Source organism: Thalassotalea euphylliae (assembly GCF_003390395.1).
Lineage (GTDB): Bacteria > Pseudomonadota > Gammaproteobacteria > Enterobacterales > Alteromonadaceae > Thalassotalea_F > Thalassotalea_F euphylliae_C.
This window is the reverse complement of record NZ_QUOV01000001.1, coordinates 2,611,333-2,625,323: the sequence shown is the minus strand read 5'-3', so window position 1 is coordinate 2,625,323 and position 13,991 is coordinate 2,611,333. Positions and strand designations below refer to the sequence as shown.

Genomic DNA, 13,991 nt, shown 5'->3' with positions numbered 1-13,991 from the left:
AACTACAAACAGTAATGACGAGTATGCTGTTTTCTTTGATGCACACTGCACCAATTAGTCTATTCACTCGCAGCTTGCATTAGTAGTTCGCGAATATACGTATGCAGTTTGTCTTGGCTTGAACGTTGATGCCATACGGCAATGACATCAAATCCCGGGACTTGTTTGTCTAAACTAATAATTTTCAACGTTGGATCGGGTAGTAAGCGAGCAGGTATAAATCCACATAAATCACTATGCGCAATACATGCCTTAGCTGCGGTAAAGGTTGGTACAGAAAGTACGACATTTCTCGGGTGACCTTGATCGGCAAACCATTTATTGGCTGCGCCACTAAACTCTCCTCTTGATGGTGACACTACCAGTTGAGGGATTTTTGCGACATCACTAATACTCGACTGAACAGCTATATCTTGGTTATCTTTCGAGGCAACACATAAATATTGCTCTTGATAAAGCGTTGTGCTCGGGTAGTTATTCGGTGCAAACATCGGGTTAGTTATTACCAAATCCACCTTGCCGGTAAGCAAACTAGAGTCGATATCATCCAGGCTTAATGTTTTTACTGCCAGCTTCACCTTGGGCGCATGTTTGCGCAATAGGGTAAGAAATTTTGGCAGTATGACGGTTTGCTCAAGATCAGTAGAGCAGATCGTAAATGTTGTACTAATGGTTTTTGGGTCGAACTCTTCTGCGACCAAAAGATCTTCAATGCTCGCCAGTGCTCTAGTCACTTTTACTTGCAGTGATTGCGCGAAAGGCGTTGGCACAACACCATTACTGGTGCGTATAAATAAGCGATCATCAAAATTGTGGCGAAGCTTCTTTAGTTGTTCGCTTACCGCTTGCTGACTGATGCCAAGTTGGTCTGCTACTTTTGACAGGTTGCGCTTTTCCAGTAGTGCTTTGAGCACTTGCAATTGTCGAATATCGATTTTAGATAAAAGATTCACTTGTATCACTAACAGTTAATAGTTGTTTTTAATTGTATCTTGGCGAATCTAAAATTCCATACAAAATTCGCTACAGGAAATAAAATGCAGCATTCCTCATTATTTAGCTCTGTTAATTTAGGGCCATACTCATTACGCAACCGTATTGTACTGCCTCCATTAACCCGTTCTCGCAGCTCACAACCGGGTGATATTCCCAACCAGCTTATGGCGGAATATTACACTCAACGTGCTGGCGCCGGCTTTATGGTTACCGAAGGAACTCAGATTGAACCTCGTGGTCAAGGCTATGCTTGGACACCTGGTATTTATAGTGAAGCCCAAGTTGCTGGTTGGCGCTTAGTGACGGATGCCGTGCACCAAGCTGGCGGTACAATATTCGCGCAGCTTTGGCACGTTGGCCGTGTTTCGCATACATCGCTTCAGCCAAATGGTGATGCGCCTGTCGCACCGTCTGCAATTCGCGCAGATGCAGTAAGCGTTTTCATTGAAACTGCCCCAGGTCAAGGCGCATTAGCTGAACCAAGCCAGCCAAGAGCACTATCGACCAGCGAAGTAGAAGAACTTGTTGGCCTGTACAAACAAGCAGCGATAAACGCGAAAGAGGCGGGTTTTGACGGTGTTGAATTGCATTGTGCCAATGGTTACCTCGTCAACCAATTTATTTCTGAGCATACCAATCAGCGCACCGATAAATACGGTGGTAGTTTGGAAAATCGATTGTGCTTCTTGAAAGAAATCACTCAAGCGGTTGCTGATGTCATGGGGCCTGATAAAGTCGGCGTTCGCTTTGCGCCATTGTTTGAAAGCACCACTGAAGATAGGGTGTACCTTGGGTTAGTCGAAAGTGATCCTCAGCAGACTTATATCGAGGCAGTGAAAACAGTTAACAACATTGGTATAGCTTATGTATCACTCGCTGAAGCTGACTGGGATGAGGCTTCAGGTTTACCAGACGCGTTTTACCAAGGTGTTCGAGATAACTTTGACGGCTTGGTGATGTATGCTGGCAAATATACCGCGAAACGAGCGGAGCAAATGTTAGCGAAAAATCTGGGTGATATTTTTGGCTTTGGTCGAGGTTTTATTGCTAACCCCGATTTACCAGCACGCATCGCTAATAATTGGCCATTAAACCCTGTTGACCCAACAACGATGTACGGTGGTACTGATGTTGGTTATACCGATTACCCTGTTTTTAATGACAATGCGTGTAGCAACAAAGAGCTTGATGCACAAGCCGTTTAAGTTAGTCCGTTTTAACTTAGGTAGTACAAAAAAGGCGAACAATTAAGTTCGCTTTTTTACCTTTAAATTAGGGCGTGTTGACCTTTCAGGGGTGTTTTTGCAGCAGTCTGTTTGGGCTTTATACAAGGCGGCACTTGTGCAGTGTAGTCATTCTCCATAAATAAGTGCCAACATAGTAGAAAACTCAAACAGACACTGCCCTGCGGGTTTATCTAAACGCTTCCTGCTCATTGTTGCTCGATTTTTACATAGAACGACTATGCGACAAAGCGAGCGCCGCGATCAGAAAGCGTTTAGATTGAACAAAATTCAATCTCGAAAGAGCAACACGCCCTAATGATATTAAGTGTTTTATAACTCGTTTTTCAGAGCATTTGCTAAGCTGGCTTGTTATCGCCAAGCTTGCGCGCTGCACGCTTTTGCTTAGGGCCAATAATAAACTTGTTAATGCTTTGGTGGGCAATGGTCATCACCATGACCAAAACGACAACACCAACAAAGATAGAGCTAAAGCGATAGAGTATTGAGAAGGTCGCATCTTGCTGACCTGGAATAAATGCAGTTGTCAACGGAACAGAAAATGCCGATGTTGCTGAAAAGCCTATCGCTGATGGGATCATGCCTTTGTTAAATAGCAGGCTAATCACGCCCATCAAAATAGTGAAACCAAGCCAGAATAGCAGTGGGTTATTTATCCATTTGCCTAGCATTACATGCAGGATAAGCCCCATAATACAACCTAATGCCGTGCCAATAACACGCACTTTGCCAACGCCAATACCACCTTGCAGACTCAGCGGCGACAGCATGATAACCACTGAGACAAGTACTGGTAGTGAATCAATCAGATCCATAGTTTGGAAAACAAAGAACAAGCTCATGGCAACTATCCAGCCCATTGCAACTTGTGCAATTTTTTCCGCTTCCGTTTTAGCGGCAAAAGGGTCTTCTTCTGGCACAGGTTCAGTGCCCTTGGGATCAGGAAACAGCCAGTGCGCAAGTAAATAGTTGAAGACACTAATGAGTGCGATAATCCACATGTTGATATTAAAATCGGTAATATCAAAGTAGTCATAGCTGGCGTAGTTAAACACCATAGAGCCAATAAAGATCCCCATAAAACCAAATAAGTAAGTAATTTGGTGCATCATGGCAATACATTTGATAAGCATAAAGATGGCAACTGCGCCGGTGAGTAATAACGGGTGCGCTTGGAATAACTCGAGAATAATGGTTGCCTCGGCTGAGCCAAAAATGATGGAAAACACCAGCATGACAATGAATGGCAGGCCAAAACCTTTTTCTAAGTTAAGCACAAAGGCTGGAATGAGTACGGCCAAGAACCCGTAGTTCCAGTCAAAAATCATGCTCAGTGCCAACCCAAGTGAGCTGACAAACCAAATACGCATTGCTTTCATGCCAATAGCTCCGTCAATACGCGTTAGTAAATGTAGTGATACCAGCTCACTAATTTAATTTGTGCCTTTGCCATCATTGACCAGAAATCGCTATCACTTGGGTAGATGGTCACCGTTGCACGTGAGCCAACGAATAAGCCTGAAGGTAGTTCATCTTCACTGTCAAAGTTCACGCGAATACGCTGCGCATCTCGTACCCAGCGGTTGTTCACTTCAACTTTTGCTAGAGTGCCATCAGGCGCTTGTTGCACGGCTGAGATACCAAAATCTCGGCTTGCTAAGCTAAAGCGATAAATTTTGCCGGGAAAAGCGTCAAAGGTAACAAAAGCACTGTTGCCCTGTGCGGTGTTGGCCAACGACTTTTCACGAAAGTCAGCCGTTACCCACATAGTTTCAGTTGGGACAAAGGTTAATATTGGCTGGTTGGCTCTTGCGATAGTACCTTTTTGTACCTGCAAGTTAGTAACAATACCATCGTTTGGTGCGATAATTTGCGTGTACTGCAAGTCAAGCTCTGCCTGTTCTATGCTATTACGTGCAATTTTAACTGGGGTACTTTGACCGCGTGCTTCACCTAATTGGCTCTCAACGACATTAAGGCTTTCTTGCTCTGCTCTTAGGTTTGCTGAAGCGACTTGCAACGCGGCAAGCGCGTCGTCTAATTGCGCTTTTGAAATTAATGCTTGGTCAAATAATTTTTCAATACGGGTATGTTCAAGCTCAGCGTTATTGTAGGTAGCTTTAGCACGTGCGATTCGCGCTTGTGCTGCTTCGCGTTGCGAGTAAAGGGTGTTCTCTTGATCAATGGCCGACTGTAAAGATAGCTTGGCTTTATCCAAGGCAATTTCAAATTTACGGCGATCAATTGAGATAATAACGTCGCCTTTTTTGACCTGCTGGTTGTTGTGAACATGCACGTCAACGACATTACCTGTGATTTCAGGTGATAGCTGAACTACATAGCTTTGTACACGACCTTCACTTGTTAATGGCGCATGACGATCTGCAACAACAATATATGCAAATAGTAAAATAAATAGGACAATTAATGACCCCATCCAGCGCTTAAACGTTTTTTCAGCAGACAAAACTGTTACCTCAGTTACCAAAATCCCGCGAATTATATATATATTCTCGGTTGTGCAGTAGAATGATAGATAACACACATAAGTGCTAAAAATAGGACAATGAAAGCTAATCTAGACGATATTTACTTATTTTCTCAAACCGTACTGCACGAAGGCATAAGCGCGGCGGCACATGCCAACGGTTTGCAGCGCTCGAAGGTCAGTCGTCGATTGCGAATGCTCGAAGAAGCATTGGGCACAGAGTTACTAATTCGTACAACTCGTAACATTGAATTAACAACTCAAGGTAAGGAGTTGTTTGCCTTAACAAAGCAGCCACTTGAGCAAATAATCGATGGTGTGAATGCGCTGACAGGTGACTTAGAAGAGTTGTCAGGGAAATTGCGAATTGCAATACCTTCGGCGCTAATGAGTACTAACTTATTCAACAATATCTTAACGGAGTACATTGAAACGTATCCAGACATTAATATTGAAGTTGAGAATCACCAAGAGGGTGTTGATTTAAAGCGCCAGTCGTTCGATATTCAAGTGCTGCCTAGTGTGGTTAAAGTGGCTGACAACAGTTATGTTCAATTTAGTGTATTGCCATACCGTTGTCACCTTGTTGCATCACCAGATTATTTGGCTCGCCACAATAAAATATCGTCACCGCTTGATTTAAAAGAGCACCGAATTTTAACTAATCGATACAATGCCGACTTGTTAGCCCCACACCTAAATATTGCACTAAAATCTGATGACCTTTATGTGCTTTTGAATATGGCAACATCAGGCACTGGCATAGCGTTTTTACCGAAAGTTAACACGAGAGTACCGATAGACCAGGGTGTTTTGGTGGAAGTGTTAACGGGGATGAGTTACCCAGAGCAGCATTTAACGCTGATTTATCCTTCCTCGTCATACTTGCCACGGAAAGTGAAAGCGCTAATTGATATATTCCGTGAGAAATACAGCTGAGCAGCGCTGAGATAAAGCTTAGCGATTGGCAAAGCAGTACAGCTTGTTGGCGCTTAATAAGTTGTTGTTTTTAGCTGACTGCTAACGGTCTTTTAGTGGCTCAGCCCTTCAGTCAAGCATCGCTTAGCGCGATGCTGGTTTTAATTAGTATAAATTTAGCCAGCAGACGCTGTTTGCTTGGTCACCAGCGACTCTTTAATCCAATTAAGCTGTTTAATTAATGTGTTGGCGGTGAAAGGTTTAAACATTACGCCGTTAACACCAGCTTTAATAAATAGCTCAACTTCACTGCGCTTATCTTCACAAGTCACTAAAAGTACAGGTATGTGCGCTAACGACTCGTTACCTCGTATACGCTGAAGTAATCCGAAACCGTCTAATTTGGGCATATGATAATCGGTTATGATGACATCATATTGTCGAGCTTTGAGTAAATCTAACGCTTGGATGCCGTTAACCGCTTCTTCGACTTGTTCATAACCGATACTTTTAAGCATACGAATCATTACATGACGCATTGAGTCCATATCATCAACGACTAATATTCGCATTATTCTATTCCCTTTTATTTTTGGTCAATACACAACGACTTATTCAACTATAGCACCAAATATTGCATTGCAAGGGTTTAGTTACCACTCACTATACAGTGTAACTTTTGACGGCTTGAATACGTTTTTTCATACCTAAAATAAGTACATATAGTTGCTGCTCGAATCATAAAATTACAACCGTTATAATGGTTAAGTTTTTTCTGATACAAAGAGTTATATTAATGAACCCAATTATCCAAGTTTTACAAACGAATAACATTGCTGAAGATCAAATCAAAGAAATTTTTGCGGAATTAACAACCAATCCTCTAATGGCGATGAATACCATTGCCGGCCTTGGGATCCCACAAGAACAGTTACAACCAGTAATGATGCAAGTGATGACCAACCCTGGCTTAATTAAAGAAGCGGTTGAAGAATTGGGATTAGATGTTGAGGCGATGGAAAAAGCAAAACAAGCCTTTAAACAAGGTCAATAAGCGACTAGAAAACTATCCTTTCTATTTTTATCAGTCCTGAACTAGACAGTTCAGCCAGCTTTAGCAGCTAAAAAAACTAAGACGGTAACATAAACATGTTTTCGTCTTAGCTATTCTAAGTATTCTTCTTACGTTTCGGTTATTACAATTAAGTGAGCCAGCCAAACCAATTAATCAAGACAGCTAAACAATTAAGCCAACTAAGCAAAGCAATCAAGCCAATCACTCAAATGAGGCAGCCAAGAGCTTTTTCGCTTGCTGGCGATCTAAACAGCTAGCCAATGGCTTTTCAGCAAAGGCTTGTTGAGTGACAGACACTTGCGCCGATTCGAACAATTGATTATTCAACTGAACCAGTACGCGACAAGTCACTGTGCTATTTGATTCAGTTTCAGTAAAGCTAAGCTTAACTTCATTGGCGCGACTAATCAGTTGTTTGTAGGGATAGCCCTGATGACTATAAACCTTCTCTAATTTACTATCATTAGGTGCAGCTAGAAGGCCAGTAGTGATTGATAACAGTATTAGTAGTGTAAAATATTTCATATTTAGCTCCTAAATGTTGTTGCTTAAGTGAATGAATTTAAATGAGTTAGCAGTTCACTTTTTTATTTACTGAAAAGCGTCAACTTTGTGAGTTTATTGCTAGCGCTAACTAATTTGCGACGGTCAAAGTTTGGCCTGTTGAGTGTGGCAAAACAAACGATAATAAGTTAACTTGAGTTAAGTAAATCTTAAGTCCTGGCTGCTGTGTGCTGTAACTGAAAGAAAGACTTTTTGAACGTATCGTCGCACGACAAGTCGGCTGAAAAGCCAGATTAAAAGTTGGATGAAAAGCTAGCTCAAAAGCTAGATGACGAGCAGGTTAGGAAAAATAAAAGAGGGTAAGCATGCATATTCCGCTTAAAGCACTTCGTTTTTTTATGTTGGCTGCACAACAAGGTAGCTTTAAAGCAGCGGCAGAGTCTTTATTCGTAACGCAAGCGGCAGTAAGTCAGCAAATTAGGTTGTTGGAGGATAGTATTGGTTGTCAGTTATTTGATCGTCACGGAGGTAAAACCCTATTAACCACGCAAGGTGAGTTGTTACTGCCTTATATTGTGCAAGGGTTCAATCAATTCGAGCAGGGCATAGCTAGTCTTAGCCAATCGAGCAATCCGAATGAACTGAGATTAACAACCTTTCATTCACTGACTTCGCTTATCTTAATCCCTAATATTGATCAATTTAATACAGCTCATCCGGAAATTCATATTCAGTTTTCACCCAATAATAAATTGGATGATCTTGCGAGTCAGAATTTAGATATTGCGATCAGGCGAGGTAAAGGTAACTACGTTGGCCTAGAAAGTAGAAAGCTCGTTGATGATGATATTGTGCTTGTTGCAAGCAGCACGCTAATTGGTGAGCAACCACCAAAGGTCGAGCAGTTATTATCGATTCCACTGCTAGAAGACACCAGTGATGAATATCAAAAGGCAATCGTACAGTTTTTGACTAAGTGCAAAATAAACCGTGAGCAACTTAACATAAGCTTACGAACAAGTGATTCGTTGCCTTTAATACAATACGCGCTAGCGGGCAAAGGAATGGCTTTTGTAAGCCGCGCTTTAGTCAGCAACTTTTTAGCTGATGGCACATTAGTTGAATTGCTAGATTATCGTTTTGAAACGGAGCACGCTTTGTATTTAGTCGCTCCTAGTCATCATTTTTCATTTACTAAAGTGCAACACTTTGAACGGTGGATTACTCAGCTTTTTGGTCAATAACACTAACATATAGATATTAAACATGAATTTATAGACAGTACGACTAGCGAAATAAAACGTTAATTTCGTCAATTTAGGCGTAAATCTAAAGCACAAGATTAACAACACAGTTCGATGCTTTTTGATTTTAAAATTTAAAAACCATTAATTAACATAGTGTTATAAAAATCATATCAAGAATTAATAAATTAATTTTCATTGTAATATAGTTGTCATAAAAATATGCTAGGTGGTTTTATAGTCTGTTTGATAATATGACTCCATAGATGGTTAACGGAGGTCGATTATGATCAAACATATTCTTGCAGTAGTTACCACAGTCGCAGTGGGTCAGTCAGCAATTGCTGGTAACGACAAAATTTGGAATTGTGTTGATAATGCCACGTTAGCAGCAGACCAAGCTTGTGTTGCTGCAACAATTGCTCAAAACAGTGATAACGCTGAATTTTTTAATCAGCTAGCTAATCAAACATTCGAAACGAAACGTGATGCATTGGCAACGGTAACATATTTTCCGAAACGACAACTCATTGAAGTGAAGTCATTAGAAGACAAAGCGAGTGACGTTATCTTGGTAAGTCGCCGCTAGTATTCGGTTGGCAAAGTTATGAATTTTACATAACGCCATATAAAAGCTGAAAGCACATAAAGCACCTGTCATTGATTTGGCTGGTGCTTTTCTTTTTCATACGCTTGTTTACTTCCCTCAGGTGGATATAACAAACAAAAATAACGATAAAATAATCATTTATGTGCTCTACGCCGAGTACGTGCGTTAGGTAAGTATGCCGATAAAGTCATTAGCACGCGTAAATCACCATGAAATGGCTAGGAAATTGAAAAGCAATTACGTTATAATCGCGCCCCTGATTATCCATCTAGTTTACGCTTCATGAAGTTTCCCGGTCGCCGACAGCACAAGCATTATTTTCCTGTCGACAATAAAAACCCATTAACCAACCAAGTTAATCATGCCTCGCAATTAGTCAGAAACTACATTGTCGGTATTGATCAAACCCTAGTCGATATTGAAGCAAAAGTAGATCAAGCGTTTTTAGATGAATTTGGTCTTCAGCGCGGTATGTCGCAAGTGATTTCTGATGATGTAACCGAGCGCTTATATAGCCGCTTAAAAGATGAAGCCTTAGTGAATTATGAATTTGCTGGCGGTACGATTGCCAACACTATCCATAATTACTCTGTACTAGCAGATGATCGCTCTGTGTTATTGGGCGTGATGTCAAACAATATTAAAGTAGGTGATTACGCCTACCGCTTTTTAAGCAATACATCTTCTCGTGTAGATTTGAATCATTTGCAACCCGTAGATGGGCCAATCGGTCGTTGCTTCACACTCATTGATGACTCGGGCGAGCGTACATTTGGTATTAATGCCGGTTTAATTAACCATTTGCGTCCAGAATCCATTAATGAAGAGTTGATCGCTAATGCATCGGCTTTAGTGATTAGTTCATATTTAATGCGCACCCAACCTGGCGATACCATGACCGAGGCTGCAATAAAAGCGGTCGAATGTGCTAATGCAGCTAATGTTCCAGTTGTATTAACACTAGGCACTAAACACCTGATCGAGAAAGAACCAGAGTTTTGGCGAGAATTTGTGCAAAAGCACGTAAATGTACTTACCATGAATGAAGAAGAAGCACTTGCGATTACGGGATATAGCGATCCACTGCAAGCAGCTGATTGTTGTTTAGATTGGGTTGATTTAGTTATCTGTACTGCTGGCCCTGAAGGTTTATACATGGCAGGCTATGTAGATGATAAATTCAAACGCGAAACTGAATACCCGCTAATGCCGGGTCATGTGCCAGATTTCAATCGCTATGAATATTCTCGACCAATGCGCTTAAGCGATTGCGAACAACCAATTCGCATTTACACGCACACTGCGCCTTACATGGGTGGCCCAGACTCGATTAAGAATACCAATGGCGCTGGCGATGCCGCTTTAGCGGCAATTTTGCATGATTTAAGTGCGAATGTTTACCACAAACGCAATGTTGAAAACTCAAGCAAGCATATTCAATCAGCGTTAACTTATTCGTCATTGTCGCAAATGAGTAAATACGCTAACCGCGCAAGTTATGAAGTACTTGTTCAGCACTCGCCTCGTTTATCTCGTGGATTACCAGAGCGAGAAGATAGCCTAGAACAAGCTTACTGGGCTAAATAAAACGTATTTTGCTTGTCGAATTAATTAACGCATAAATTGGCGAATAGAAAACGGCAGCTAAAAAGCTGCCGTTTTTTTTGTGTGCTAAGAGCGTTATTTCGTAGCGAGCAGAGCGTTAGTGAAACACCTCATGGCTAAAGGTTAAGTGCATACAGCGACTGACCAATTTTTCAAAGTCATCGTGTGATATTTTAAGTAGGTGTTCGTGATCGCCTGCCTCTAAGTAAACAAAGTCGAGCAGATCAAGCTCGTTATCACACACACTGGTCATATTAAATGCTTCAGCAACTGGCGGAATTGCACCGTGTTCGCAATCACTGAATAATTGATAAACCTCCTGTTCTTTTAATAGTCGATAACTGCCCATTAGCTGATCATTAATCGCCGAAATGCTAATTTTGCGGTTGGCTGGTAACACTGCCATTACAATGCGATCTTCATGATTTTTTAATAGCACGGCCTTGGCTAAATTTTGCAGCGGTATTTGTGCGCTCATAGCGCTGCCAAGCGAACTATTTGAATGGCTATGTTTGATGGTTTGGTAGTCAATTCTCTGATCTGCCAAATAATCCATTAATTTTGTAGAAATAGTCATAGTCACCTCCACAAGTGAACGCGGTAACCTTATTGCAAGTTATGGTCGTTTGTTACCAATGTATATCGTTAAGCTCTATCACTATGTTTTAACTTGAAAGCTAACGTGATGTTTTATGCAACATCACGTAATTGTTGTGAAGGTACGCTTATCGATAAGCAACAGTAATATGCGATACCATACTGGCGTAACTTGCTGGCATAATTTGGTTACCTAAACCGATTATAATTATAGTCCTAAATTGTTGACTTGGCGGTATTGCGAGGGTGCAGGTTTTTAACCTTTTTTGAAAATGGTTTATTCATTTAGCACTAGCCTAGATAAAGGGTAGGGTACATAAATAAGGTGCTCTATACTCGCTATACAGTCAGTGAAAGTAATGGCATTTACTTGAAGAAGTTAGCTTGATGCAAATAACGTAAAGCACAGTAACACAACCGAAAGGAATCAATATGTCAGAACCCAACAGCTTAGTTATTCATTTACTAAATGGTGATGCGTTAAAACAGCGCTTTCCTGCCACTATTAATGGCGAGCAATTAGTGATGCGAGAGTGTTTGATTGATGGCCCTTCAACAGCCAAGGTTGGCGAAAAGCTCTTTCAGCAACGAGCCGAATATTTGAAGCAATATGCGGTAGAAAATACCTTTCCTGATTATTTTAGCTATGTGGTACCAACGTTTACAAAATTAGCGAGTGTGACTTCATGCGATAAAATTTATTGCTGGTTTGAACATGATCTTTTTTGCCAATGTAACTTATGGTTTTGTCTGAATTTTCTCGCCACAACATCGGCTAAAGACATTTATTTGGTGACGCCTAATCAAGGGAATGAATACAGTTTTGCCAACATGTCTGATAATGAACTAACGGGCGCCTTGGATAAGGCTGTTAAATTGACGGTTGATGAAGTTCAATATTTTGACCAACTGTGGCTTGCCTATGCGGTAAAAAACTATGCTGACATGACTCAATTTGCTAACGCGCTTGGCGAGCGTTTTTCATTTGTGCAAGCTGCCGTTAACGCTGAGTTAGCACGAACACCTGACAGTAAAGGCTTGGGCAAGCCAGAGCGCGTTTTACGAGAGATTATCAGTGAACTGTCGGCGTCGAGTGATAATCAAACAGCAGATTTTGGCGCAGTTTTTAGAAAATTTTCTGAGCAAATGGGCATCTATGGCTTCGGCGACCTGCAAGTAAAAGCGATGTACGAAAAAGTTAGCACGTAAAAGTCAGCTGGAGCAAACTTAGTAGGTGAATTTGTAGATGAAACGGTGTGTTAATTAATGCTTGCTACAGAATGTACCCACATACGTTTAGGCACTTTATTTTTCTCCATTGCTGCTTGGTAGTAACCTTTGGCAATACTATGGGCAATGGCTTTGTTAAGTATATTTAATACTTGCGTTTTATTTGGGTGGCGTTTTGACACAGCAATATGCAGGCTTCGAGTTTCACTCTCGCTTGGATTAAACTTGATATTCGATTTAAAATCTTTAAGTTCAGTCTTTAGCAAGTACTCGCCATAGCCATACGACATCGCAAAGCGATCTACTTTACCCTGGTTTAGCAATTCTAGGCCGCGCTGAGCCGTTGGCACATAAAGCAGTTTTTCAGGTGGAATATAAGACAACACCCGGTCTTCGCCGCCTAAACGAATACCCGCATAGATTTGGGCGGGCGGTACAAAGTTTTGGCGTTCAAAAAAACCATAAATTTCATAACCAATTGTATCGGTAAATTCCGCCCACTTATCGCGCTTTGGCAGTCGAGCAGCAATAAATAAACCGTCTAATTTGCCTGATTGAACATAAGCTTTTGCTCGCGCCCAAGGAGCGGCACTCGCTTTTAGCTTATGTCCCATATCTTCCAAGCCCATCTTTAATGCGTCCCAATTGGCTTTGTAGATATCATAACGATTTTCAAGCATGCTTTGATGATCGTGACCGACAGCAAGTGTGATGGTTTGTGCCTTGGCTTGTGTATTAGTTTGTGTATTAGTTTGTGTATTAGTTTGTGCGTAAGTTTTTGAGTAGGCGCGATGTGAAAATATGAGCGTAATCAAAACGCATAAAACACTCGCCAATATGGTTAAGCGAGTGTTGTTTAATTTTAGGGTAAAGCCATTTTGCTGCATAGGCTGAATTATAATTTATCAACTACAATAATACTCGTTAAAAAACGTTATCAGGAGCGAATATGTCTGTTTCTGCAATTCCAGATGGTTATCACGCCATTACGCCTTATCTAGTGGCAAAGAATGCCAAAGCAGCACTAGCTTTCTACCAACAAGCCTTTAGTGCTGAGCATGTGTTGGAGCTTAATACCCCAGACGGTGGTATTGCTCATGCTGAGCTTAAAATAGGCGATTCTCACTTTATGTTAGCAGATGAACATCCAGAAATGGGGTTCATTAGCCCCGAAACATTGGGTGGAGCAGGGGTTAGTCTAATGATTTATCACCAAGATGTGGACGCATTGTTTGCCCAAGCTTTGACGGCTGGCGCTAAAGAATTGCGCCCAGTTGTCGATCAGTTTTATGGTGATAGAGCGGGCACCCTGCAAGACCCCTATGGTCACGTTTGGACGATCGCTACACATATTGAGGATGTTGACGAACAAACGCTTAACGAGCGGATGAAGGCGCTTTTTGAATAATCACTTTTGCGCTCATTGAAAAGTAAATATTGTTAACCGTAATTCTTCCGATTTTCTGTCATTGGAAACTCG

15 protein-coding genes are annotated in these 13,991 nt (G+C 41.3%); 8 read left to right on the top strand and 7 right to left on the bottom strand.

What is annotated here, in order from left to right:
- Positions 1-59 precede the first annotated feature (59 nt).
- Entirely contained in the window at positions 60-953 is an 894-nt protein-coding gene (locus tag DXX92_RS11725) for a LysR family transcriptional regulator (RefSeq protein ID WP_116002402.1), read from the bottom strand.
- 84 nt (positions 954-1,037) lie between these two features.
- On the opposite strand from DXX92_RS11725, the gene DXX92_RS11720 reads away from it, so the two are divergent.
- Positions 1,038-2,201 (top strand): alkene reductase, encoded by a 1,164-nt coding sequence (locus DXX92_RS11720; RefSeq protein ID WP_116000608.1) that lies wholly within the window; start codon positions 1,038-1,040, stop codon positions 2,199-2,201.
- A gap of 377 nt (positions 2,202-2,578) precedes the next feature.
- On the opposite strand, the gene DXX92_RS11715 is transcribed toward DXX92_RS11720, so the two are convergent.
- Together DXX92_RS11715 and DXX92_RS11710 are read right to left on the bottom strand one after the other, a co-directional pair.
- A complete protein-coding gene (locus DXX92_RS11715; RefSeq protein WP_116000607.1) occupies positions 2,579-3,619 on the bottom strand; it encodes a DUF2955 domain-containing protein in 1,041 nt (346 codons plus the stop codon).
- Positions 3,620-3,642: 23 nt separating this feature from the next.
- Positions 3,643-4,707, bottom strand: coding sequence for an HlyD family secretion protein (locus DXX92_RS11710; protein ID WP_116000606.1), 1,065 nt, complete (start codon positions 4,705-4,707; stop codon positions 3,643-3,645).
- 99 nt (positions 4,708-4,806) lie between these two features.
- Here DXX92_RS11710 and DXX92_RS11705 point away from each other — a divergent pair, with 99 nt between their 5' ends.
- Positions 4,807-5,667: a LysR family transcriptional regulator gene (locus DXX92_RS11705; RefSeq protein ID WP_116000605.1), complete on the top strand. Its 861-nt coding sequence runs from the start codon at positions 4,807-4,809 to the stop codon at positions 5,665-5,667.
- Positions 5,668-5,822: 155 nt separating this feature from the next.
- On the opposite strand, the gene DXX92_RS11700 is transcribed toward DXX92_RS11705, so the two are convergent.
- Positions 5,823-6,218 (bottom strand): response regulator, encoded by a 396-nt coding sequence (locus DXX92_RS11700; protein WP_116000604.1) that lies wholly within the window; start codon positions 6,216-6,218, stop codon positions 5,823-5,825.
- A gap of 224 nt (positions 6,219-6,442) precedes the next feature.
- Here DXX92_RS11700 and DXX92_RS11695 point away from each other — a divergent pair, with 224 nt between their 5' ends.
- Complete coding sequence (locus DXX92_RS11695; RefSeq protein WP_116000603.1) at positions 6,443-6,700, top strand: DUF2999 family protein; 258 nt, start codon at positions 6,443-6,445, stop codon at positions 6,698-6,700.
- 222 nt (positions 6,701-6,922) lie between these two features.
- On the opposite strand, the gene DXX92_RS11690 is transcribed toward DXX92_RS11695, so the two are convergent.
- Positions 6,923-7,246, bottom strand: coding sequence for a hypothetical protein (locus DXX92_RS11690; protein WP_116000602.1), 324 nt, complete (start codon positions 7,244-7,246; stop codon positions 6,923-6,925).
- Positions 7,247-7,590: 344 nt separating this feature from the next.
- On the opposite strand from DXX92_RS11690, the gene DXX92_RS11685 reads away from it, so the two are divergent.
- The 3 genes from DXX92_RS11685 to DXX92_RS11675 all read left to right on the top strand — a co-directional run bounded on the left by DXX92_RS11685 (position 7,591) and on the right by DXX92_RS11675 (position 10,666).
- Positions 7,591-8,469, top strand: a complete 879-nt coding sequence (locus DXX92_RS11685; protein WP_116000601.1) for a LysR substrate-binding domain-containing protein — start codon at positions 7,591-7,593, stop codon at positions 8,467-8,469.
- Positions 8,470-8,755: 286 nt separating this feature from the next.
- Positions 8,756-9,058, top strand: a complete 303-nt coding sequence (locus DXX92_RS11680) for a hypothetical protein (RefSeq protein ID WP_116000600.1) — start codon at positions 8,756-8,758, stop codon at positions 9,056-9,058.
- Between the two features lie 303 nt (positions 9,059-9,361).
- Complete coding sequence (locus DXX92_RS11675; protein WP_116000599.1) at positions 9,362-10,666, top strand: inosine/guanosine kinase; 1,305 nt, start codon at positions 9,362-9,364, stop codon at positions 10,664-10,666.
- A 115-nt stretch (positions 10,667-10,781) separates the two neighbouring features.
- Here the strand turns inward: DXX92_RS11675 and DXX92_RS11670 are convergent, their stop codons facing one another.
- A complete protein-coding gene (locus DXX92_RS11670; RefSeq protein WP_116000598.1) occupies positions 10,782-11,261 on the bottom strand; it encodes an aminoacyl-tRNA deacylase in 480 nt (159 codons plus the stop codon).
- 452 nt (positions 11,262-11,713) lie between these two features.
- Between DXX92_RS11670 and DXX92_RS11665 the strand changes: the two genes are divergently transcribed.
- Complete coding sequence (locus DXX92_RS11665; RefSeq protein ID WP_116000597.1) at positions 11,714-12,490, top strand: hypothetical protein; 777 nt, start codon at positions 11,714-11,716, stop codon at positions 12,488-12,490.
- A gap of 50 nt (positions 12,491-12,540) precedes the next feature.
- Here DXX92_RS11665 and DXX92_RS11660 read toward each other — a convergent pair whose 3' ends face one another.
- On the bottom strand, positions 12,541-13,398 hold the full coding sequence (locus DXX92_RS11660; protein ID WP_116000596.1) for a substrate-binding periplasmic protein: 858 nt from the start codon (positions 13,396-13,398) through the stop codon (positions 12,541-12,543).
- Between the two features lie 62 nt (positions 13,399-13,460).
- Between DXX92_RS11660 and DXX92_RS11655 the strand changes: the two genes are divergently transcribed.
- Positions 13,461-13,919 (top strand): VOC family protein, encoded by a 459-nt coding sequence (locus DXX92_RS11655; protein ID WP_116000595.1) that lies wholly within the window; start codon positions 13,461-13,463, stop codon positions 13,917-13,919.
- Positions 13,920-13,991 lie beyond the last annotated feature (72 nt).

Coding starts and splice junctions, on each gene's coding strand:
- DXX92_RS11655 (WP_116000595.1), top strand. CDS start 13,461: ATGTCTGTTTCTGCAATTCCAGATGGTTATCACGCCATTACGCCTTAT.
- DXX92_RS11675 (WP_116000599.1), top strand. CDS start 9,362: ATGAAGTTTCCCGGTCGCCGACAGCACAAGCATTATTTTCCTGTCGAC.
- DXX92_RS11705 (WP_116000605.1), top strand. CDS start 4,807: ATGAAAGCTAATCTAGACGATATTTACTTATTTTCTCAAACCGTACTG.
- DXX92_RS11665 (WP_116000597.1), top strand. CDS start 11,714: ATGTCAGAACCCAACAGCTTAGTTATTCATTTACTAAATGGTGATGCG.
- DXX92_RS11715 (WP_116000607.1), bottom strand. CDS start 3,619: ATGAAAGCAATGCGTATTTGGTTTGTCAGCTCACTTGGGTTGGCACTG.
- DXX92_RS11680 (WP_116000600.1), top strand. CDS start 8,756: ATGATCAAACATATTCTTGCAGTAGTTACCACAGTCGCAGTGGGTCAG.
- DXX92_RS11720 (WP_116000608.1), top strand. CDS start 1,038: ATGCAGCATTCCTCATTATTTAGCTCTGTTAATTTAGGGCCATACTCA.
- DXX92_RS11685 (WP_116000601.1), top strand. CDS start 7,591: ATGCATATTCCGCTTAAAGCACTTCGTTTTTTTATGTTGGCTGCACAA.
- DXX92_RS11700 (WP_116000604.1), bottom strand. CDS start 6,218: ATGCGAATATTAGTCGTTGATGATATGGACTCAATGCGTCATGTAATG.
- DXX92_RS11670 (WP_116000598.1), bottom strand. CDS start 11,261: ATGACTATTTCTACAAAATTAATGGATTATTTGGCAGATCAGAGAATT.
- DXX92_RS11660 (WP_116000596.1), bottom strand. CDS start 13,398: ATGCAGCAAAATGGCTTTACCCTAAAATTAAACAACACTCGCTTAACC.
- DXX92_RS11695 (WP_116000603.1), top strand. CDS start 6,443: ATGAACCCAATTATCCAAGTTTTACAAACGAATAACATTGCTGAAGAT.
- DXX92_RS11690 (WP_116000602.1), bottom strand. CDS start 7,246: ATGAAATATTTTACACTACTAATACTGTTATCAATCACTACTGGCCTT.